Annotated in this window: 13 protein-coding genes; 5 read left to right on the forward strand and 8 right to left on the reverse strand. The window is 67.4% G+C overall.

What is annotated here, in order from left to right; genetic code table 11:
* Window positions 1-226 precede the first annotated feature (226 nt).
* Window positions 227-1,636, reverse strand: a complete 1,410-nt coding sequence (locus tag HAV22_RS04185; protein WP_166856814.1) for a M20/M25/M40 family metallo-hydrolase — start codon at window positions 1,634-1,636, stop codon at window positions 227-229.
* A 138-nt stretch (window positions 1,637-1,774) separates the two neighbouring features.
* On the reverse strand, window positions 1,775-4,819 hold the full coding sequence (locus tag HAV22_RS04190; RefSeq protein WP_166856816.1) for a TonB-dependent receptor: 3,045 nt from the start codon (window positions 4,817-4,819) through the stop codon (window positions 1,775-1,777).
* 504 nt (window positions 4,820-5,323) lie between these two features.
* On the opposite strand from HAV22_RS04190, the gene HAV22_RS04195 reads away from it, so the two are divergent.
* Complete coding sequence (locus HAV22_RS04195; protein ID WP_166856818.1) at window positions 5,324-6,583, forward strand: ROK family transcriptional regulator; 1,260 nt, start codon at window positions 5,324-5,326, stop codon at window positions 6,581-6,583.
* A 22-nt stretch (window positions 6,584-6,605) separates the two neighbouring features.
* The gene (locus HAV22_RS04200; RefSeq protein WP_166856819.1) at window positions 6,606-7,670 is read left to right on the forward strand and encodes an oxidoreductase; all 1,065 of its coding nucleotides are present in this window, start codon (window positions 6,606-6,608) and stop codon (window positions 7,668-7,670) included.
* A gap of 12 nt (window positions 7,671-7,682) precedes the next feature.
* Here HAV22_RS04200 and HAV22_RS04205 read toward each other — a convergent pair whose 3' ends face one another.
* Window positions 7,683-8,156, reverse strand: a complete 474-nt coding sequence (locus tag HAV22_RS04205; protein ID WP_166856824.1) for a MarR family winged helix-turn-helix transcriptional regulator — start codon at window positions 8,154-8,156, stop codon at window positions 7,683-7,685.
* A gap of 36 nt (window positions 8,157-8,192) precedes the next feature.
* Here HAV22_RS04205 and HAV22_RS04210 point away from each other — a divergent pair, with 36 nt between their 5' ends.
* Window positions 8,193-8,927 (forward strand): siderophore-interacting protein, encoded by a 735-nt coding sequence (locus HAV22_RS04210; protein ID WP_166856826.1) that lies wholly within the window; start codon window positions 8,193-8,195, stop codon window positions 8,925-8,927.
* 90 nt (window positions 8,928-9,017) lie between these two features.
* On the opposite strand, the gene HAV22_RS04215 is transcribed toward HAV22_RS04210, so the two are convergent.
* The 3 genes from HAV22_RS04215 to HAV22_RS04225 form a co-directional block, all read right to left on the reverse strand.
* Window positions 9,018-9,581 (reverse strand): PEP-CTERM sorting domain-containing protein, encoded by a 564-nt coding sequence (locus tag HAV22_RS04215; protein WP_166856828.1) that lies wholly within the window; start codon window positions 9,579-9,581, stop codon window positions 9,018-9,020.
* Between the two features lie 11 nt (window positions 9,582-9,592).
* On the reverse strand, window positions 9,593-11,938 hold the full coding sequence (locus tag HAV22_RS31615; RefSeq protein WP_308789192.1) for a family 43 glycosylhydrolase: 2,346 nt from the start codon (window positions 11,936-11,938) through the stop codon (window positions 9,593-9,595).
* Between the two features lie 321 nt (window positions 11,939-12,259).
* On the reverse strand, window positions 12,260-13,225 hold the full coding sequence (locus HAV22_RS04225; RefSeq protein ID WP_166856832.1) for an MBL fold metallo-hydrolase: 966 nt from the start codon (window positions 13,223-13,225) through the stop codon (window positions 12,260-12,262).
* 181 nt (window positions 13,226-13,406) lie between these two features.
* On the opposite strand from HAV22_RS04225, the gene HAV22_RS04230 reads away from it, so the two are divergent.
* On the forward strand, window positions 13,407-14,516 hold the full coding sequence (locus HAV22_RS04230; RefSeq protein ID WP_166856834.1) for a sensor histidine kinase: 1,110 nt from the start codon (window positions 13,407-13,409) through the stop codon (window positions 14,514-14,516).
* Window positions 14,513-15,313 (forward strand): LytR/AlgR family response regulator transcription factor, encoded by an 801-nt coding sequence (locus tag HAV22_RS04235; protein WP_166856836.1) that lies wholly within the window; start codon window positions 14,513-14,515, stop codon window positions 15,311-15,313. Before HAV22_RS04230 ends, HAV22_RS04235 begins: the two co-directional genes overlap by 4 nt.
* A gap of 55 nt (window positions 15,314-15,368) precedes the next feature.
* Here the strand turns inward: HAV22_RS04235 and HAV22_RS04240 are convergent, their stop codons facing one another.
* Together HAV22_RS04240 and HAV22_RS04245 are read right to left on the reverse strand one after the other, a co-directional pair.
* Entirely contained in the window at window positions 15,369-17,672 is a 2,304-nt protein-coding gene (locus HAV22_RS04240) for a beta propeller repeat protein (RefSeq protein WP_208296048.1), read from the reverse strand.
* 138 nt (window positions 17,673-17,810) lie between these two features.
* Entirely contained in the window at window positions 17,811-20,150 is a 2,340-nt protein-coding gene (locus HAV22_RS04245; protein ID WP_208296049.1) for a dockerin, read from the reverse strand.
* Window positions 20,151-20,571 lie beyond the last annotated feature (421 nt).

The following is a 20,571-nucleotide window of genomic DNA, read 5'->3' on the forward strand; positions in this document are numbered from 1 at the left end:
CGGCGACGGGCCGGAGAGACTGTCTTTACGGGCTTTATGGCCCGCGGCCGCGCGCGGCGGACGGATGGAGGCGTCTCCTCGGCACGGTGCCGGCCGACGGCCGCGGCGTGCGCATTATTGTTGAAGCGTTATTGTCGCTGTTAGCGTTCACATGCGCAATCGCTAAAACCGCCAAAGCAAGGAAAATAATGGTGAATTCGCGTTGCTACACGCTACCATCGGCCGCCTATTCCGTCGCCAGCCGTTTGCCGAGCCGGTACAGGAACTCCTGGCCGTCATACAGCGACTTGACGCGCAGATGCTCGTTCAGGCCGTGCGCGCCGGAGGGTTCCGGACCGCCGAACATGCCGCTGATGCCATACGTCGGAATCCCGGCATTGTTCAGGAAGCGGCCGTCCGTCCCGCCGGGCAGCAGCGTAGGGATGACCGGCACGCCGGGCCACAGGTCGTTGCTGATGTCTTCCACCGCGTTCATGAGCGTCGGCGTCAATGGCGGCATCGGGCTGGCCACGCCCTCGCCGATGCGGGTGATCTTGATCGCGTCGTCGGCCACGACGCGTTCCAGCGTCCGCTGCACGTCGCCGATGGATTCGTCGGGCAGGATGCGGCAGTTGACGGTCGCGCGGGCGCGCTGCGGCAACGCATTGTCCGCATGTCCCGCCTCGACCTTCGTCGCCACGCAGGTCGTGCGCACGGTCGCGTTGTGCATCGGATGCACCGCATACAGCCGATCGAGCGCCGCCCGGTCGGGCGGGTCGGCGAGGATCGCTTTCATATCGGCGGCGACCTGCCCCTGCTCGACCTGCGCCGACTTCTCGTAGAACTTGCGCGTGACGTCCGACAGCCTGAACGGGAACTCGAATTTCCCCAGCCGGGACAAGCCTTCCGCGAGTCGATAGATGGCGTTGTCGCGCATCGGCAGCGAGCTGTGGCCGCCCCCGTTCGTCACCTCCAGCTGGAAGCTCTGGTAGATCTTTTCGCCGGCCTGGATGCCGTGACGGAGCGGCTTGCCGTCCTTGTCGAGGTAACCGCCGCCCCCTTCGTTGAGCGCGATCTCGGCATCGATCAGGTCGCGATGGTGCTTGACGAGGTACTCCGCGCCGTCGAACTGCGACGGCACCATCTCTTCGTCGCAGGTGAGCGCCAGGATGACGTCGCGCTTCAGCGCCAGCTTTTCGTTCTTGTAGCGGATCATGTTGGCGACGAACACGGACGCCATCGCCTTGTCGTCGGACGCGCCGCGCGCGTAGAACACGCCGTTTTCCTCGACGAGCTTGAATGGATCGCGCGACCAGTCCGCGCGGTTGGCTTCCACCACGTCGATATGGGCCAGCATCAGCAGCGGCTTCCTGCTGCCGTCACCCTTCAGGCGCGCCACCAGGTTGCCCTTGGCAGGGCCGCCCGGCGGCACGATGATCCGCACGTCCTCGTCGCGATAGCCGGCGGCCTTCAGGCGTTTCGCCATCTTCGTCGCGGCCACGGTGCACGACCCCGTGGAATTCGTCGTGTTGGTCTCGACCAGTTCCTGATAGATGCCGCGCAGCTGCTTCTGCGGCGGCGTCAGGTCGGCACCCTGCGCCAGGGGACTGGCGCTGCCGAGGGATGAGAAAACCAGTAACCAGTGCGCGCGTTTCATATCGTCCCTATCGATGAGTGAACATACCGTCGACAGAGTATCTGATTCGACAACAACGGCGTCAACGAAAAAAGGGGCGCCCCGCAGGACGCCCCTTCGATCCGGCGGCGCATGGCGCGCCGCTGCGTCAGTACATCGTCAGAACTTGTAGCGCGCGCCCAGCATGTAGCGCGGGCCGCCGGTCGTGACGGTCAACACCTGCATGTCGGTACGGCCATGCGTGCGCTGCGTGGAGTCGGTCAGGTTGATCGCCTCCAGCGACACGGACAGGTTCTTGTTCACGTTGTAGCCGATCGACAGGTCGGTCTGGCCGTACGGCTCGACGTAGCGCGGGTTCGGCTTGCCGTTGTCGGCCACGCTCGCGAGGAACTCGCCGCGCCAGTTGTACGCCAGGCGGATCGACCACTTCTGGTCTTCGTAGATACCAACCAGGTTGGCGGAGTTCGACAGGCCGACGAGCGCGAACTGGTTACCCATGCCCATGTTGTCGTACTTGAGGCTCGACTTCACGTACGTGTAGTTGGCCTGGAAGCCGAGGCCGTTGCTGAACATGTGCTGCCAGTTGACTTCCGCGCCTTTCAGCGATGCCTTGTCCTGGTTGATGAACGTCGTCACCTGGTACGGCAGCGCCGGGTCGCCCGCGATGCCGCTGATCGTGCCCGTCAGGTTGCCCGCCGCGTTGGTCCCGGTCGCCGTCACGCCGGGCTGGCCGGCGAAGTGCGACAGGATGTAGTTACGCATGCAGTTCGTGTCGGTCGCCACGCAGCCCGACGCGAGCGCCGCGTTCCAGTACGCGCCGCCCACCGGCGTCGTCGCCGTCGTCGACGGTTCGTTCACGACGGTCTGGCCCGCGTAGTCGGACAAGTCCTTGTAGAACAGGCCCAGCGAGACCATGCTCTGCTTCGTGTAATACCACTCGGCCGACAGGTCCAGGTTCTTCGACTTCACCGGCGACAGGCCCGGGTTGCCGCGGTTCGCCGTCGTGCCGGTCACGCCCGCCGTCGCGCTGTACGTCGTGCCGCCCTCGATCTGGTCGTAGCGCGGGCGGCCGATCGACACGCCGTAGCTGGCGCGGACCTTCAGGTCGTCACGCACGTCCATGTCCCAGTCCAGCGTGGGCAGGAAGTTGCTGTAGCTGCCCGACTGGGTCTGGAAGGTCTGCGTACCGAACACGATCGGCAGCTCGTTCTGCGAGATCCAGTTGACCTGCGTCGGCTGCTTCAACAGGCCGGTCGACGAGACGTCCGTCTTCTCGTAGCGGAAGCCCACGCCCGTGTGCATCGGCATCGCCGTATCCCAGTCCGTGTTGAACTGCATGTACAGCGCCTTCGTCTTCTCGATCGTCGTGCGGTTGAAGCTCGGGTTGGACAGGCTCGGGGTGTAGCCGGCCTGGTCGCCCGTGACCTTGATCGCGTTGTCGCGCACGGCGGCGAAGTCGAACAGGTTGTAGCGGTTGTACATGCGCGGATCGTTCGAGCCGCCCAGCTTGCTGAAGTACTGGCTGATGGTGTCCGCGAACCACAGGTTCTGGTTGTAGTCGGTGCCCGGGGTCTTCGACGTGCCGCCCCACGAGTCGCGCTGCACCTGCTGGAACACGGAGTGGTTGTTGACCTTCGAGTGCGACAGGCCGAAATTCAGGTTCGACGATTCGAACAGCTTCAGGCTGCCGCCGGCCTGGATCTGGTCGATCTTCATCTTGTTCAGGCCATCCTGGAACCACGAGCCGGACACCTGGTTCGGCGCGGCCGTGTAGTCGGCGCCGGCCGGGATGACGAGGACCGGCATCTCGTGCGTGAAGTCGACGCCGGTGGTGTTGCGCGAGAAGCTGACGGTCGCCAGGTCGTTGTTCGAGCCGAACGGGCTGTCCTTCTTCGACTCGGCCACCGAGTGGTGCATGTCGAGCGACAGGCGCAACGCGGGTGACACGCGCCACTGGGTGTTGAAGCCGATCGAGTCCAAGCTCGACTTGGTGGCGAAGTCGCCGCCGTTCATCGCCATGTCCTGGTTCGTCACCTGCTCTTCGTAGTACAGCGGCGAGGCGATCGGGCCGTTGGTCCAGCTGCTCGTCTGCGCGTTCAGCGGGTGGTTGAACCAGACCGACAGCTCGTGGTACTTGGTCTGGATCTTGTTCTGCGCGTACGTGTAGTCCAGCGTGGTCGTGATGTCCTTCACGGGACGGAACTGGAACGTCAGCTGGCCGTTCGTACGCTGGCGCTGCGAGCCGCGCACGAAGTACGACAGGTTCTGCGGCGTCAGGTAGATGTCGCTGGCCTTCGGCGGATTCGTCACGCCCACCCCCGACACGGGGATCGGCCCCGGGTCCTGGCTGACGGTGTTGCCGTGGAACGGGCCGAGCCAGCCGTTGGTGACGGCCGCCTGGTTCACGCCGAGGTTGCGCTCCTGGTAGCTGCCCGTGACGGCGAAGCCGAACATGCCGTCGTTCCACGTCGTGCTGTACAGGCCCGAGACTTCCGGCGTGACCTTCTTGCTCGCCGCGTCGATCTTCGGCAGGTTGTTGTTGGACTTGTCGTACACGCCCTTCACGCCGAACGTGGCGCGATTGCCCATGTCGAGCGGACGGCCCGTCATGATGTTCAAGGTGGCGCCGATGCCGCCCGGCGGCGTGTCGGCGCGTGCGCTCTTGTACACCTGGATCTGCGACACGGCTTCCGACGCCAGGTTCGAGAAGTCGAACGCGCGGCCGGCCTGGTCGCCCAGGTTCGCCGTCGGCATCTGGCGGCCGTTCAGCAGGACCATGTTCAGGTCCGGTCCGACGCCGCGCACGGTGACGTTGGCGCCTTCGCCGCGGTTGCGGTCGATCGACACGCCCGAGATACGCTGGACCGCTTCGGCCAGGTTCGTGTCGGGGAACTTGCCGATGTCGTCCGCCACGATGCCGTCCACGATGCCGTCAGAGTTACGCTTCAGGTTCAGCGTGGACTGCATGCTGGCGCGGATACCGGTCACCACGACGGTGTTCGTCGCAACGCCTTGCACCGGCGTGGTGCCGGCGGCGTCCGCCGGTGTAGCGATGCCGTTGGCGGCGCCGTTGCTCGTGCCGGTGCCGGCGTCCTGCGCGTAGGCCGGTCCGACCAGGGCGGCGCAGGCGCTTGCGACGGCAAGGCTGATCAGGCGATGCCTCGTGTTCAGGTGATGGGAAAAAACCCTCTTGGTGTGCTGCACTGTGTCTCCTCTCGTCTCTCGAAAAATCGTCGCCGCGCCCGACGGCGGCGGCGTCGTGGTGGTGGTACGACTCCTTGCGCTCCCCGCCGGTCTCTGCCGGCGCGGTGGTCATCCGCCGACGCAGGCCCTCGGACCGTTGCGTGAATGACTCTCTGGTCATTGATAGCGGACATCATTTGCTCAAGATTAAAGAAGATTCCATGGATTGGTCAATCGGTCGAACCAACCGTATGCACGTCGAACGTGCGCTCTCGCACCATTCCGGACGGGACTGCGAGCGCGAAAACGGCCGTTACGTAACGCACGTATAAAAGTATTCGGGAATGTTAAAGAAATCGATTTCATAAATAAATCAATCACTTCGTTCCAACCCGCTGCGCAAGCGGCGCCGTTATACTTTTCACCAGCCAACGCCTGCGTCATCATATTTATGCTTAATGCATGATGTACAAAATTTTCCAATCTGTTGCATAATCATCACACTCCACTTGATTTTCTCCGCCCATGCCCGTAACCGGTGACCAGCAACTCCTCAAGCAACTGAACCGCATGGCACTGGTACGCCAGGTCAGCCTCCAGCCCGGACTGTCGCGCGCGGCGCTCGCCGACGTGCTGGGCCTGACCAAGTCGACCATCAGCCTCCTCGTGCGCGAACTCGTCGACGAAGGCTGGCTCACGGAAAGCGAATTGCTCGTGACGGGGGAAGTGGGCCGGCGCGCCACGCCGCTGCACCTCGACCCGTCGCACCTGGCCCTGCTCGGTGCCGACCTGGGCGTGGACGAGGCGCGCGTCGTCGCCACCAACCTGCTGGGCGAGGTGCTCGACACCCGGATCCTCACGTACGAGGACGCCGGCGACGCGGAAGCCTGCATCCGCCAGGCGACGCTCGCGCTCGTGAAGCTCGCGAAGCGGCTGGGGCGTCCGGGCGCAAACGCGCCGGGACGGCGCGTGCTCGGCGTGGGCTTCGGCCTGCACGGCGCCGTCGACGAAGCGCGCGGCATCCTGCACCACGCGCCACACCTCGGCTGGCGCGACGTGGACGTGGCCGGCGTCGTGCACACCCACGTCGCCGGTTCGCCGCTGGACGGGCTGCCGCTGTACATGCAGAACGAGGCGAACGTGGCGGCACTGGGCGAGTTCGAATTCGCCGACCAGTCGGGCACCGACCCGCTGATCTACTTGTCGATCGGGTATGGCGTGGGCGCCGGCGTGATCGTCCACGACCACCTGCTGACGGGCCTGTCGGGCTTCGCCGGCGAAGTGGGCCACACGATCCTGCAAGCCGGCGGCCCGCTATGCTCGTGCGGACGGCGCGGCTGCGCCGACGCGCTGATCGGCCTCGATTCGCTGCTGGGCCGCGAGCGCCCGAGCCATCCCGCGCTGGAGCACCTGTTCCGGCGCGTGGCCGAGGGCGATGCGGCCAGGTGCGCCGCCGTCGATGCGGCCGGGCGCCAGCTCGGCATCCTGCTCAACAATCTGTGGGCCGGCTTCGATCCGATGGCGATCGTCATCGGCGGTCCGGCGCTGCAGCTGGGCGACGCGTTCATCGCGCCCGCGCGCCACGTGCTGGCCGCGTACGCGCACGCGGCGATGCTGCAGCCGCCGGCCATACGCACGTCGCACTTCGGCGTGCAGGCCGTGGCCGTGGGCGCCGCCGCGCTGGCGCGCTACCGCGTCACGCGGCCCCTGGACGTGCAAACGATCGCCCGCAGCAGCGCGCGCGGAACAAGCCCCCGTCCTGCCGGGCTCGCGCTGCCGCACTAACCTGCTCTACTACAAGGAACACATGACCGCTGACACGATCAACGTTGGACTCATCGGCTACGGCTTCGCCGGCCAGGTCTTCCACGCGCCGCTGCTGCGCACGACGCCTGGCCTGTCCATCGCCGCCGTCGCGAGCCGCAACGGCGACAAGGTGCGCGCCGACCTCGGCCCCGTGACCGTCCACGCCGACCCGGCCGCCCTCCTCGCCGATCCGGCCGTGCAACTCGTCGTGCTCGCGAGCCCGAATGCGACGCACTTCCCGCTCGCGCAAGCCGCGCTGGAAGCGGGCAAGCACGTCGTCGTCGACAAGCCGTTCACGGACACCGCGGCGCAGGCCGCCGCGCTCGTGCGCCTGGCCGACGACAAGGGCCTGCTGCTGAGCGTCTACCACAACCGCCGCTGGGACAGCACGACGCGCACCGCGCTGCGCCTGCTGGCCGCCGGCACGCTGGGCCAGGTGCGCCACGCGTCCATGCATTTCGACCGCTTCCGCCCGCAACCGCAGGCGCGCTGGAAGGAAGACGCTGACGCCGGCGGCGGCATCTGGATGGACCTGGGCCCGCACCTGCTGGACGAAACGCTGCTGTACTTCGGCGAACCGCTGGCCATCGAGGCCGACCTGCCGCTGCTGCGCCCCGGCAGCCGCTGCGAAGACCAGTTCCAGGCGCGCCTGCGCTACGCGGACGGCCTGCGCGTGGACCTCGGCGCCAGCATGGTCGCCGCCATCGCGCGCCCGCGCATCGCGCTGCACGGCTTGCAGGGCAGCTGGGTCAAGCAGAGCCTCGACCCGCAGGAGGCCGCACTGATCGCGGGCCACCGTCCGACCGGCGCCCCGGCCACGTGGGGCGTCGACACGGAAGCGGGCACCCTGGCCGTGCTGCGCGACGGGACGGTTGCGACATCCAGCCTGCCGACGGAAAACGGCGCCTACCCGGCCTATTACGCGGGCATCCGCGACGCCCTGCTCGGCACGGGACCGAACCCCGTGCCGGCGCGCGAGGCGCTCACGGTGATGCGCCTGCTGGACGCGGGCCGCATCAGCGCGGCCGAACGGCGCGAAGTGCCGCTGGCCGAACTGCCCGCCTGACCACTTCTCGGGTCAGCCCTGGCCCGCCTCCAGGTTCGCGTGCACGCGCGCGAGCAGGTCCAGCAAGGTCGCGCGATCCGCGTCCGGGATGCCGTCCAGCGCCGCCTCGGCCAATGCGCCGTCGTGGACGTGCAGCGCGGCGAACATCGCCTTCCCCTCATCCGACAACGACAAGCGCGTGCTGCGCTTGTCCGCCTCGTCGGTCACGGCCTTCAGCAGGCCCCGGTCGCGCAGGCCGCGCACGAGGCGCGCCAATTGGGCCTTGTCGCGTCCCGAATGCGCGGCCAGGTCGCTCTGCGTCGCCCCGGGCCGGCGCGCGAAGAACCCCAGCACCTTGATCTCCATGTGCGCCAGGTCGTGCGGGCCCGCGCGCAGGCTGCGCTGCTGCGCGGAACGGTACAGGTGCATGATGTCATGCACGCGCTCGAGCACCTCCAGCGCGGGCGACGGAGGCTTTTGGTTGACTTTATCAACTTTGTTTCGCATAATAGGGGACATTATCAACTAGTTTTCGGAGCGACGATGCCGCCAGCAGATCGACAAGACACGTTTGTACGCCGCGTGCGCCATGAACTCAAGCTGCGCGAGCTCACCGTCGCGCGCGTCGACCGCCTCGGCGACGGCTTCGCCGCCATCACGTTCACGGGCGAGGCGCTGGCCGACTTCGTGTCGCTGTCGTTTGACGATCACGTCAAATTCATGTTCACGGCCGCGGACGGCGCGCAGGTGAGGCGCGACTATACCCCACGCCGCTTCGACCGCGAAGCCCGCGCGCTCGTCATCGAGTTCGCGCTGCACGGCGACGGCAAGGCGTCGACGTGGGCGCGCGAGGCGGCGCCCGGCCAGCGCGTCGTCGTCGGCGGGCCGCGCGGGTCGATGATTTTGCCGCCCGATCTCGACTGGCAGCTGCTGGTCGGCGACGCCACCGCCCTGCCCGCGATCGCGCGCCGGCTGGAAGAGCTGCCGCGCGCCGGCCGCGTGCTCGTGCGCGCACACGCGGCGCGGGAAGACCGCCGCGCCTTCGCGGGCGCGGCCGACGTCGACGTGCGCTGGTTCGACACGGCGGAGGATCTCGTGGCGGATGTGCGGGCGCTCGCCCTGCCGGACGGGCGCGGGTTCGCGTGGGGCGGTGGCGAAGCGGCGCTGATGGCGCAGGTGCGCGCCGTGTTGAACGACAAGGGCGTGCCGCGCGAGGCGACACGCGTGTCGGCGTATTGGAAACGCGGTGTGGCGGAGCACCACGAACATCTCGAATGACGCGGTGAATCATGTGTTTGGTGGGCGGAGGCCGCCCACCCTACGCAACGCAAGCGTGGCGGTAGGGTGGGCACCCCGTGCCCACCGATGTCACGACACCCGGCTGCGCTTGCGCCGCCGCGCGAACATCAACCCGGCCAGCGAGGTGCTCATCAGCGCGAGCGACCCCGGCTCCGGCACCGTGAACTCGTCCATCGCCCACTGTGTCGGGCTGCTGTTGTAGACGACGAGCGTGTCGATGCCGGCCCAATCGAGCTCGATCCAGCGCGGCCCCGTCGTATCGATCGTGTACGCGCCGGACGCAAACAGCTGCGTGCCGCTGCGCCAGCCCTCGAACGAGATCTCCTGGTCGACCCACGCCGACGTGAAAAACGCGCCCGTGAACTGCCATGCGTTGCCGTCCGCCGACGAGATCGCCGCCGGCGCGCCGTACGCGTTGAACGCCGTGTTCAGCGACGAAACGGTGCCCGTGTCGAAGCCGCTGCCCGGATACGTGTCGGCGCGCACGGTCCCCATATTGTCCCAGTTGAAGCCCGCGTAGCCGGCGGCGATAGGCTGCGTCTCGTCGCCGGACAGGTCGTCGAAGTGGATGACGGCCGCGTTGGCCAGCGTGCAGGCGGCCAGCAGCGCGAGGCCGATGATGGTCTTTTTCATGCTCGTCCCTTTCAGTGCGCGAGGCCGGCGACTTCGGCGTCGGAGAGCGCGGCGTTATAGATGCGCAGTTCGTCGATCGCGCCCTTGTACGGCGTGTCCCAGTAGTTCACGCCGAGCGCGAACGTGCCGGTCGTCGTCGTGAACACGTTCGGGAAGCCCGTGCCGGCAAAGCGCTTGACGCCGTTGACGTACACGTTGACGGCGCCGTTGTTGACGCTGAACGCCACGTGCGACCACTGGTTGACGGGGATGTTCATCCCGAGGCCCGCGTCGTACCATGCGGTGCCCGACCACAGCATCGTCGCGCCGTTCACGAAGCCATGGCCCATCGGCAGGAAGCTGATCCAGGAATCCGTCGTGCGCGCGCCGAAGAACGTGGGCGTGAACGCCGTCAGCTGCGCGGGCTTCAGCCACATCGCCACGGTGTACGTGTTCGACGAGATCAGGCCGTTCGGCAGGCGCACGCCCGTCGCGCCGTCGAACACGGCCGCGTTGCCGCGCACGCCGGCGCCGTACGCCAGGCTGCCGCCCGCCACGTCGATCTTGTTGCCGATGACGGCGCCGGGCGCGAACGCGCCGTTCGAGTCGGACAGGTTGCCGTCGAAGGCGTAGTAGGCGACGAGGCCGCCCAGCTTGCGCACGGTGACGGTGAACGTCTTCGTCAACGTGATCGCGCCTTTCGTGATCCGTGCCGTCAACGTGACGTTGATGGCGCCGCTCGCCGGCGTCGTGACGACGCCCGTGTTGCTGACGACCGAGGGGTTCGAGGAGGTCCACGTGATGACGGCGTTGCGCGCGGCCGTCGTCGGCAGCGTGAGGTTGCCCGTCACGGCCGTCGTGGCGCCCAGGCTCAGCTCATTGTAGATGGCGGTCGCCACCTGCATGTCGGTGCGCGGGATGAGGCGGCTGCCGAAGATCGCGACGCCTTCGCGCGACGACGCGGTGAACGTCGTCACGTACGACTTCGACGTCTCGTCCCATTCCGTGAGCAGCACGCCCTTGTACGTGGAGGCGCCCGGCAGGTTGATCTCGACCTGGTTGCCGCCCAGCCGGCGCCACGTGCCCGTCACCGCGCCCGTGATGCTGCCGTTGGCGTTCAACGTGATCAGCTGCGACTTCTTGATCGTCGCGGTGATATCCTTGCCGTGGTTGACGTACAGGTAGTCGCCGAACACGAACTCGGGCCGCAGGAACGCGGGTTGCGTCTCGTTGGCGTAGCGGTACGGCGCGACGACGGGCCAGCCGTCCGCGTTCATGAACATCTGGTGCACGCGCACCTCGTGCTGCTCGCCCCGTTCCGGGAAGCGCGTGTGGAAGATCAGGAAGTGCTTGCCCGTCGCCGGGTCGTACCACGCGGAGTTGTGGCCAGGCGAGACATAGCCCGTGCCGATGCCGGTGCCCGCCTCGCCCAGCTTGCGCTCGAACAGGAAGTTCCCCATCAGCTTGACGCCGTACGGCGTGATCGACGCGTCGTCGAACAACGGCTTCGACGGATCGGCCTTCACGTTCGCCATCGCGTTGCCTTGCGCGTCGTAGTACGGACCGTCCGGATTCGTCGAACGCGCCACGCGCATGTTGTAGCCGCCGTTCGCATCGAGGCCGCCGAACGACGTGAACAGGTAGTAGTACGCCGTGGCCGGGCTGTACATCACGTACGCGCCTTCGATGCGCGCGTGATTGCCGCCCATGAGGCGCTTGCCGTAGCCCTGGTTCGGGTACGGCATGCCCGTGGCCGGGTTCATCTGCATGATGAAGATGCCGCCCGAATACGAGCCGTAGATCATCCACAGCTTGCCCGCGTTGTCGAAGAAGACGTTCGGGTCCACCGTATTCGGATGCTTCTGCGCGTCGTAGATCGTGCCGTCGTAGCTCGCCTGGCCCCACATGCCGGACTTCAGGATGACGCCCTTGTTGACGTACGGGCCCTCGACGTTGTTCGCGACCGCCACGCCCAGCGCGGACCGGGGTGCGTCGCCCTCGCACGCGTCGTAGTACATGTAGTACTTGCCGTCCGCGAGCTGGCGCACGTCCGGGGCCCACAGCGTAGACGAATTCGCCCACGCGAACGTCTCGGCCAGTTCCGTGTAGACGTTCTTCGAACCGTTCAGGAACAGCGGGTTGGTGGCGCTGACGCTGTCGGTCATCTGCGTCCATTTCATGAGGTCCTTCGACTTGGCCGACGCCAGGTGTGAGCCGAACACGTAGAACGTGTCGCCGACCTTGATCACGGACGGGTCATGCACGGAGGCGTTCTGGAAGGTGGGCAAGGTGGCGCCGGCCTGGGCGCCGGCATCGGCGGCGATGAAACAGGAAGCGAGCAACGCTCCCCATCCCGCGCGGGATAGCAGATTGTTCAAGGTAATCTCCGTCGTAATAATTATGCGTGCGGCGATACGGTCATCCATATCACGGGCGGAGAATGAGGTATTTTCGAATGCTTTGCAACCGGGGTGACGGCGCGCCTAAGTGCCTGATTCGACCGGAAAATTTACAGATTTCAACCAGGAAATGCTTGCGATTCCAAAAAACGGGAATTCATCCGAGAAACGAAAAATATCGATATCGATGAGCCTCCGCGCGATAACTTTTTTGGAAAAGAAATCGATTCGAAAATAAAAACCGATATCGCAGGTTTTTTCGCGTGTTACAAAAAATATTTGCGGCAGCGGCCGCTGGATTCAGGCCGGGACGTGCAGCCGGCACGCCCCGTCGCGCTCCAGCACATAGCGGTCGAAATCGCGCGCGAGGAACAGGTTGCCGCCGTACGCGCCGCGCGCCTCCGCCTCGAGCGCCGCCAGCGACAGCGGCCCGTCGCCGTCCTGGTAGCGCGGGCTGAAGTGCGTGAGCACGAGATTCGGCACCCCGGCCGCCGCGGCCGCGCGCGCCGTGCGCAGCGCGGAACTGTGCATCGGGCCCGGTCCCACTTTTTGCAGGATCTCTTCCGTGTACGTCGCCTCGTGGACGAGCACGTCGGCCGTGCGCGCCGCGTCCAGCAGCAGGCCGGGGTCGTCGTTGTCGCCGCCCACGATGATCGTGCGCGCCTTGCGCGGCGCCAGCAGCCAGTCGTCCGCACGCAGCACGCGGCCGTCGGCCAGCATGACGTCGACGCCGCGCTGCAGGTCTCCCCACGCTGGCCCGGGCGCGATACCCGCCGCGCGCAGGCGCGCCGCATCGAGCCTGCGCTCCACCGCACGCTCCGTGAAGCGGAACGCATACGACGGCATCCGGTGCGACAGCGCGATCGCGTCGACGGCCAGGTCGGGCAGCACCGCGTTGCCGGCCAGGTCGTCGATGGGGATGAACTCGAGCGCATACGGCAGCCCCAGTTCCGTCGTCGCCATCACGCCTTCGAGAAAGCGCCACAACGGCGGCGGGCCGACGATCGCCAGCGGCGCCGTGCGGTTCTGCATGCCCGCGCTGGCCAGCAGGCCCGGCAGGCCGTAGCAATGGTCGCCGTGCAGGTGCGTGACGAAGACGGCGCGCAGGTCGTGCAGCGACAACCTGGTCTGCAGGATGCGGTGCTGCGTGCCCTCGCCGCAGTCGACGAGCGACCAGCCGCCGGCGGGGCCGCGCAGGGCGAGGCCCGTCACGTTGCGCGTCTTCGTCGGGGTGCCGGACGAGGTGCCGAGGAACTGGAAGTCCATGTCGTGGGAAGAGAGTGGATGGTGGTGCCATTATCGCCGACGCGGACCGCGGGCGGCGTGCAGGCTCCGGTCGCCGCCAGCCCCGTTTCGCGCCGCCGGCACGCCGTTTCGTCGCACGCGCCTTGCCGCCGCCGGGGCGCGGCGGCACAATGCCCGCAATCGCACAGCACCGCAGACCGCCATGACCGCCCTCGCCCCGCTCCACCCGCCGTCCGCCGGCGTCCGCCCCAAATGGCGCCGGCTGGCCGACGACTTCGGCCTCACGATCGCCGTCAGCGCCCTCGCCGCCGTCCTCATCACGCTCGTCAACGGCAAGACGTACGAGATGTACGACCAGATGGTGTACTCGATCGCCATTGGCGTCGTCGCGATGACGATCCTCGACGGCGTGCGCCTCGCCTGGCTGGACGACCCGGCGCGGCGGCGGCGCTGGCTGGTGCCCTACCTCCTGCTGCTCGTCGTGACGGCACCCGTCGCGCACTACTGCGGCATCGTGATCGGCGGCGCGATCCTCGGGACGGGCTGGCCCGACCTACACGACTACCCGAACGAGCGCGGCCAGCGCAGCATGATCCTGTTCACGTTGATGGGCATCAGCGCGATGGTGCTGATGATCCTGAACCGCGAACGCATCGAGCGCATGAAGCTGGAACGCACGGAAGCCCGCGTGCGCGCCGAGACCATCGAACGCCAGGCGCTGCAGGCCCAACTGCGCTTGCTGCAGGCGCAGATCGAGCCGCACATGCTGTTCAACACGCTCGCGAACCTGCAGGGCCTGATCGCCATCGACCCGCAGGCGGCGAACCGGATGCTGGACCATCTGATCCAGTACCTGCGCGCCACCTTGTCCGCCACGCGGGCCGAGACGACGACCCTGGCGCAGGAGTTCGACGCGGCCGAGGCCTATCTCGGCCTGATGGCCGTGCGGATGGGCGCGCGGCTGTCGTACCGCTGCATCCTGCCCGCCGCCCTGCGCGCCGCGCGCCTGCCCGCGATGCTGCTGCAGCCGCTCGTCGAAAACGCCATCATCCACGGCCTGGAGCCGAAGATCGAGGGCGGCACCGTCACCGTCGAAGCCGGCGCGTACGACGGCGTGCTCGAGATCTGCGTGACCGACACGGGCCTCGGCCTGAACGACACCGAGCCGGCCGCGAAAGGCACGGGCGTCGGCGTGACGACGACGCGCGAACGCCTGCGGGCGCTGTACGGCGCGCGCGCCGCGCTGACCCTGATTCCCGCCCAGCCGCACGGCGTGCTGGCCCGCCTGACGCTTCCTTTGGAGACCGCATGAACCCATCCACGCCGCGCGCCCTCATCGCCGAGGACGAACCGATCCTGGCCGCCACGCTCGCCGCCACGTTGCGCCGCCTGTGGCCCGAACTGGACATCGTCGGCACCGCGCCGAACGGCGTCGCCGCCGTCCAGCAGGCGCTCGAGCTGCACCCCGACATCCTGTTCCTCGACATCAAGATGCCGGGCCAGACGGGCCTGGACGCCGCCCAGGAGCTGGCCGAGCGCTGGGACGACGCGGGGCCGTTCCCGCACATCGTGTTCGTCACCGCGTACGACGACTACGCCGTGCGGGCGTTCGAGCAGGCCGCCGTCGATTACGTGATGAAGCCGGTGACTGACGCGCGCCTCGCGCGCACCGTCGAACGCCTGAAGGCGCGCCTGGCCCCCGCCGCGGACGGCGCTGCCGGCGACGGGCTCGCGGGCCTCGTCGAGCAGATGCGCGCCCTGCTGCCGGCCAGCGCGGCGGCCGAGCGCCTGACGATGATCCGCGCGGCCGTCGGCAACGTCGTGCGCATGATTCCCGTGCAGGACGTGGCGTACTTCCAGGCGCTCGACAAATACGTCAACGTGGCCAGTGGCGACGGCGACGCGCTGATCCGCCTGAGCCTGAAGGACTTGCTGCCGCAGCTCGACCCGGACCAGTTCCGCCAGGTCAGCCGCGGCGCCATCGTCAACCTGCGCCACGTGGCGAGCGCCAGCCGCGACGACGCGGGCAAGCTGACGCTGCACCTGCGCAACCGGACCGACAAGGTGCGCGTGAGTCCCTTGTTCGCGCACCTGTTCCGGCAGATGTAAAAAAACCGCCGCGGCCCCGTTTGCGGCGCCGCGGCGGTCGTCGGCTACGTCGTCGTCAGTTCGTGTAGACGATCCCCCGTCCCGTGCCGCTGAAGTAGATGCGGCCGTACGTGTTCCAGTCCGCCGCCAGCGCACCGATGCCGCCGTACTGGTGCGTGTCGTCGTTGAAGCGGGCCCAGGTGGCGCCGCTGTCATCCGAGTGGTAGACGCCCCACACGCCGTTCATCGTGCCGACGACGTAGATCGCGGCCGAATACGGCGAGCCGGCCTGCGCCTTGCCCAGCGCGATTGCGCTGGCGCCCTGCAGCTGTGCGGTCGAGCCGGTGGCCGCCACCGATGCGAATCCGTTCAGCCGCGTCCACGTGGCACCGGAATCCGTCGAGTGGTACACGGCGTTGCCGTCCGCGAGCCAGAGGTCGCCCTCGACGTTCGGGTTGACCGCCATCGACGTGATCCAGTACGCGTTGGGCGCGAGGTTCGCCGACACGGAACCCTGGCTCAGCGTGAACGTGTGGCCGCCGTTCGTCGACACGTAGACCTTGCCCGGCGTACCCCAGAACGCGCCCCCCGAATCGTAGGCGTACACCTTGTTCGCGTTCTTGCGGTCCGCGACCAGCCGGTAGCCACGGTCCCAGCCGAGGCTTGCGAGCGCCGGCAGGTTCGTCGACGTCCAGCGGGAGCCGTTGTTCGTCGAGTAGGACGGCACGGAGTTCGCCGGTGCCCACACGATGTTGCTGCGCGACGTGGCCACCATGCTCGCCGTACCGCCCTTGTTGGTCGATGCACCGGATGGCAGCTTCGCGAAGTTCGACCACGTGTTGCCGCCGTCGCCGGACCAGAAGCCGAACGCAGTGCCGGACGAATTCAGCACACCGCTGCCGACGATGAACGTGGGATCGGACCACAGCACGTCGGCGGCGATGCCGTTGCTCCAGGCGGTGCTGGGGCCCTTGGTCGGACGCACGGCGAGATCCGTCTGTAGCCACGTGCCGATGTCGCCCGCGCTGTCGACGAACTTGTACGACGCGCCCGCCGGTGGCGTGACGATCGCATTGGTGGCCGTCTCTTCGAGGTTGGCGACGTTGTCGCTCCAGGCCGGGGTACCGGCCGACGCGTTGCGCGTTTCGATGACGCCGCCGCCGGTGACGTGCGAGATGTGGTCGGGGTTGCTGGGATCGATCTCGATGTCGTCGACCCAGCCGCCGGCGCCGCCGGCCGGCGTGTGCGGCATGCCCTGCTCGATTTCGCGCCAGGTGTTGCCGCCGTCGACCGACAATTGGACGACCTGCCCGGAGCCCCACGTGTTCGAGACGCCCAGTGCGATGCGGGCCGTCGAACCGGAGCCGTACACGGACACGCCGCCGTAGCCCGCGGACGAATTGCTGGCGAGCAGGCTCCACGTGCCGCCGTTGAATTTGTACAGGTAGCCGGGACCGGCGACACCCGGGCCGCCGCCCGCGCTGAACGCGACGTAGAACGTACCGTCCGCCGCGTGCGCCGTATGCGTGACGTAATAGCCGGCCACGGGCGACGGGACCGTCACCGGCGTCCATGTCGCGCCGGCATCGACGGACTTGTACATGGTCGACGCCAGGCCCGCCGCGTTCGCATAGTCCTGGGCGATGGCCACGTACAGCGCGGAGGTCGGCGTGCCCGTGCCCTTCGTCGACGTATCGAACATGACGGATTCGACACCTGCCACCCAGCCGCCCATCGTGTTGACCTGGTCGTTCGTCAACTGCAACGTGGACAGCGACGTGACCTGTGCCCACGTGCGGCCGGCGTCCGTGCTCTTCCACAGGCCGGCCGTGCGCGAGCCGTAGAACAGCGTGGACGGACTGTTCGGGTCGACCGACAGGCGTTCGCCGATCGCGCGGGCGGGATTGTTGCCGCCGACGGGGAACGGCACGTCGTAATGGGTCCACGTGGTGCCGCGGTCGTTGGACACGTAGATGCGGCCGTTGCCTTCGAACGTGTACATGCCCGTGACCATGTACACGAGCTGGTCGTTGTTCGGATCGAGCGCGATGCTTTCGGCGCCGTGGAAGCGGCTCTCGCCGCCATTGAAGCCGAGGCCGTCGGTGATGGGCGTCCACGACGACGTGGTGGCATTCCAGCGATACGCGCCGCCGATGTCGGTGCGCGCATACAGGACGTTCGCCGTGGTCGGGTGATAAACGAGGCCGGTGACGTAACCGCCTCCGCCCCATTTCACGCTGGTGAAACTGGTAGCCGAGCCGGTGGTGGCTGCAAGGACGGGCGCGGTGCCGGGGGTGCCGGGCGTCGAGCTGCCGCCGCTGCAGCCTGCAAGCAGCGCCGCGAGCAGCGCCGGGATGACGAAGTTGTGGTTCCGATTCATGCTGTCTCCTCGAAAACGAAGGTCTTGCCGCTTGTCGTGATGGGTAGTCGGGATTCGTCCGGCCGAGCGCCGGCACGAAAGACCGCCGCGGTCCGTTGCCGGCGCCACGGCGGTTCGCTGACGTCAGCGAGGCCCGAATCAGTTGGTGTAGATCAGGCCGCGGCCCGTGCCACTGAAGTAGATGCGGCCGTAGGTGTTCCAGTCACCCGCCATCACGCCGATGCCGCCATACTGGTGCGTGTCGTCGTTGAAGCGGGCCCAGGTGGCGCCACCGTCGTCCGAGTGGTAGACGCCCCAGACACCGTTCATCGCGCCCACGACGTAGACCGCGGCCGAGTACGAGCTGCCCGTCTGCGCCTTGCCCAGGGCGACGACGCTGGCGCCCTGCAACTGGCCCGTCGAGCCGCTGCCCGCGATCGTCCCGAACCCGGACAACTTCGTCCAGCTCGCACCCGAATTCGTCGAGTGATAGACGGCATTGCCGTCGGCCAGCCAGACGTCTCCCTCGACGTTCGGATTGACCGCCAGCGAGGTGGCATACCAGGCGTTCGGCGCCAGATTCGCCGACACCGAACCCTGGCTCAGCGTGAAGTTGTGGCCGCCGTCGGTCGAGACGTAGACCTTGCCGGCCGTGGCCCAGGAGGCGCCGCCGGAATCGTAGGCATAGACCTTGTTCGGATTCCTGCGATCGACCGCGAGGCGGTAGCCACGATTGAGACCGACGCCGGCCAGCGCCGGCAGGTTGGTCGAGGTCCAGCTCGCGCCATTGTTCGTCGTGTACGACGGCACCGAGTTGGCGGGCGCCCAGATCGCGTTGTTGCGGAACGGGGTCACGATGCTCGCCGATTCGGCGGTGTTGGCCGAAGCGCCGGCAGGCAATGTGGCGAAGTTCGACCACGTGTTGCCGCCGTCGCCGGACCAGGCACCAAAGGCGGCCGCGTTGCTGTTGATGACGCCGGCACTGACGATGTAGGTCGGATCGGACCACAGCACGTCGGCGGCGTTACCGTTGCTCCAGGCGCTCGTCGGCGCCCTGGTCGGCGTCGCCGCGAGGTCCGTCTGGACCCAGGTACCGATATCGCCCGCGCTGTTGACGAACTTGTACGACGCGCCGGCCGGCGGCGTGACGAGCGCCAGCGTTGCGGTTTCCTCGAGGTTGTTGACTGGAGCGTCCCAGCTCGGGTTGGCGGCGGACGCGTTCCAGGTTTCCCAGACACCGCCGCCGTGGATGTGCATGATGTGATCCTTGTTGGCCGGATCGATCTCGATGTCGTCCACCCACCCGCGATACCCGCCGCCCCAATGCTGCATGCCGTCCGCGATTTCGCGCCAGGTGACGCCACCGTTGTCGGACAGCTGGACGACCGGCTGGCCGGCGCTCCATGTACCGGTCACCGCGAGCGCGATGCGGGCCGTCGACCCGTTACCGTAGACGGACACGCCGCCATAGCCGCCCTGCGTGGTGGTGGCGAGCTGGGTCCACGTCTCGCCGAAGGTCACGCCGCCGAACCGGTAGAGGTAGCCCGGACCGCCTGCGCCCTGCCCGGCGGTCTTGTTGAACGCGATGTAGTAATTGCCGTCGCTGGTGCGCACCGCATGCGGGACGTAGTAGCCGGCCACGTTGGACGGCACGGACACCGGGGTCCACGAGGAGCCGCCGTTGACGGACTTGTACAGGGTCGAGGTCAGGCCCGCCTTCTGCACGTAGTCCGGCGCGATGGCGGCGTACATGATCCACGTCGTCGCGCCGCCGCCCACGTTCGAGTTGTCGAAGATGATCTGCTCCACGCCCACCGGCGCGTTACCCAGCGCCTGGATCTCGCTGGCGGACAGCACCTTGCTCGACAATCCGGTCTGGGTCCACGTCTGGCCCGAGTTCGTGCTCTTCCACAGGCCGGCCGTGCGCGACGCGTAGAACATCGTCGACGGATTGGTGGGATCGAGCTTCAGGCGTTCGCCGACGGCACGGGCGTTCTCGTTGCCGCCCACCGGAAACGGCAGGTCGTAGTGCGACCACGTGTCGCCGCGGTCGCCGGAGACGTAGATGCGACCGTTGATCGGGTTGCCTTGCCAGTCGTGCGAATACATGCCCGTGACCAGGTACACCTTGTTGTCGTTGGTCGGATCGAGGGCGACGCTTTCCACGCCGTGGTAGGTACTTTCGCCCGCGTTGAAACCGATGCCGTCGGTGACGGGCGTCCACGATCCGTTCGAGTTGTTCCAGCGGTAGGCGCCGCCGATGTCGGTGCGCGCGTACATGACGTTCGCACTGGTCGGGTGGTAGACGAGGCCCGTGACGTAGCCGCCGCCGCCCCACTTGACGCTCGTGTAGGCGGTCGCCGAGCCGACGGTGGCGGCCATGACGGGACCGGCCGTGGCGACGGGGCTCGATGCGCCCGGGGTGGAGCTGCCGCCGCTGCAGCCTGCAAGAAGCGCCGCGAACAGCGCCGGGATGACCAAACTGTGCTTCCGATTCATTGTGTCTCCTCTAAAAGGAAAGGATGATTGGCTTGCCGTTTTCCGGTCTGAATCCACGTAGTCCCACCGCGCCGGCCCTGCCGCATGCCGAAGTCCGTCCGGCAAGGCGACAAGGAAGACCGCGCCTGACCGGCGCGCAGCGCGCTTCCTGTCGTCGACGTCGTGGCAGGCGTACCGGGGCGACGTATTCGATCGCAATCCGGCAGCGTGCCTCGCATTAACGTTTTTTATATATTAGAAACCATACTCGCCGTACCCGGAAACCGCGATGGCGTCACGGCAGCGTACGGCGTCGAACATGGAACATTGAACCACGCCCGCCCGGCCGACCTTCCGTCGACTGGGCAGCGCTCGTTGGCTTTACCGTCCTGGGCAAGCAGCACACACGGTCCGGTATTGGGCACCCGCTCGCATTAATGGA

The organism is Telluria antibiotica, from assembly GCF_011682055.1.
GTDB lineage: Bacteria > Pseudomonadota > Gammaproteobacteria > Burkholderiales > Burkholderiaceae_D > Telluria > Telluria antibiotica.

What these genes read in the sequence shown, in the direction of transcription:
- HAV22_RS04185 (WP_166856814.1), bottom strand. Translation starts at nt 1,636, where the DNA reads ATGAAACGCGCGCACTGGTTACTGGTTTTCTCATCCCTCGGCAGCGCC.
- HAV22_RS04195 (WP_166856818.1), top strand. Translation starts at nt 5,324, where the DNA reads ATGCCCGTAACCGGTGACCAGCAACTCCTCAAGCAACTGAACCGCATG.
- HAV22_RS04200 (WP_166856819.1), top strand. Translation starts at nt 6,606, where the DNA reads ATGACCGCTGACACGATCAACGTTGGACTCATCGGCTACGGCTTCGCC.
- HAV22_RS04205 (WP_166856824.1), bottom strand. Translation starts at nt 8,156, where the DNA reads ATGCGAAACAAAGTTGATAAAGTCAACCAAAAGCCTCCGTCGCCCGCG.
- HAV22_RS04210 (WP_166856826.1), top strand. Translation starts at nt 8,193, where the DNA reads ATGCCGCCAGCAGATCGACAAGACACGTTTGTACGCCGCGTGCGCCAT.
- HAV22_RS04215 (WP_166856828.1), bottom strand. Translation starts at nt 9,581, where the DNA reads ATGAAAAAGACCATCATCGGCCTCGCGCTGCTGGCCGCCTGCACGCTG.
- HAV22_RS04225 (WP_166856832.1), bottom strand. Translation starts at nt 13,225, where the DNA reads ATGGACTTCCAGTTCCTCGGCACCTCGTCCGGCACCCCGACGAAGACG.
- HAV22_RS04230 (WP_166856834.1), top strand. Translation starts at nt 13,407, where the DNA reads ATGACCGCCCTCGCCCCGCTCCACCCGCCGTCCGCCGGCGTCCGCCCC.
- HAV22_RS04235 (WP_166856836.1), top strand. Translation starts at nt 14,513, where the DNA reads ATGAACCCATCCACGCCGCGCGCCCTCATCGCCGAGGACGAACCGATC.
- HAV22_RS04240 (WP_208296048.1), bottom strand. Translation starts at nt 17,672, where the DNA reads ATGAATCGGAACCACAACTTCGTCATCCCGGCGCTGCTCGCGGCGCTG.
- HAV22_RS04245 (WP_208296049.1), bottom strand. Translation starts at nt 20,150, where the DNA reads ATGAATCGGAAGCACAGTTTGGTCATCCCGGCGCTGTTCGCGGCGCTT.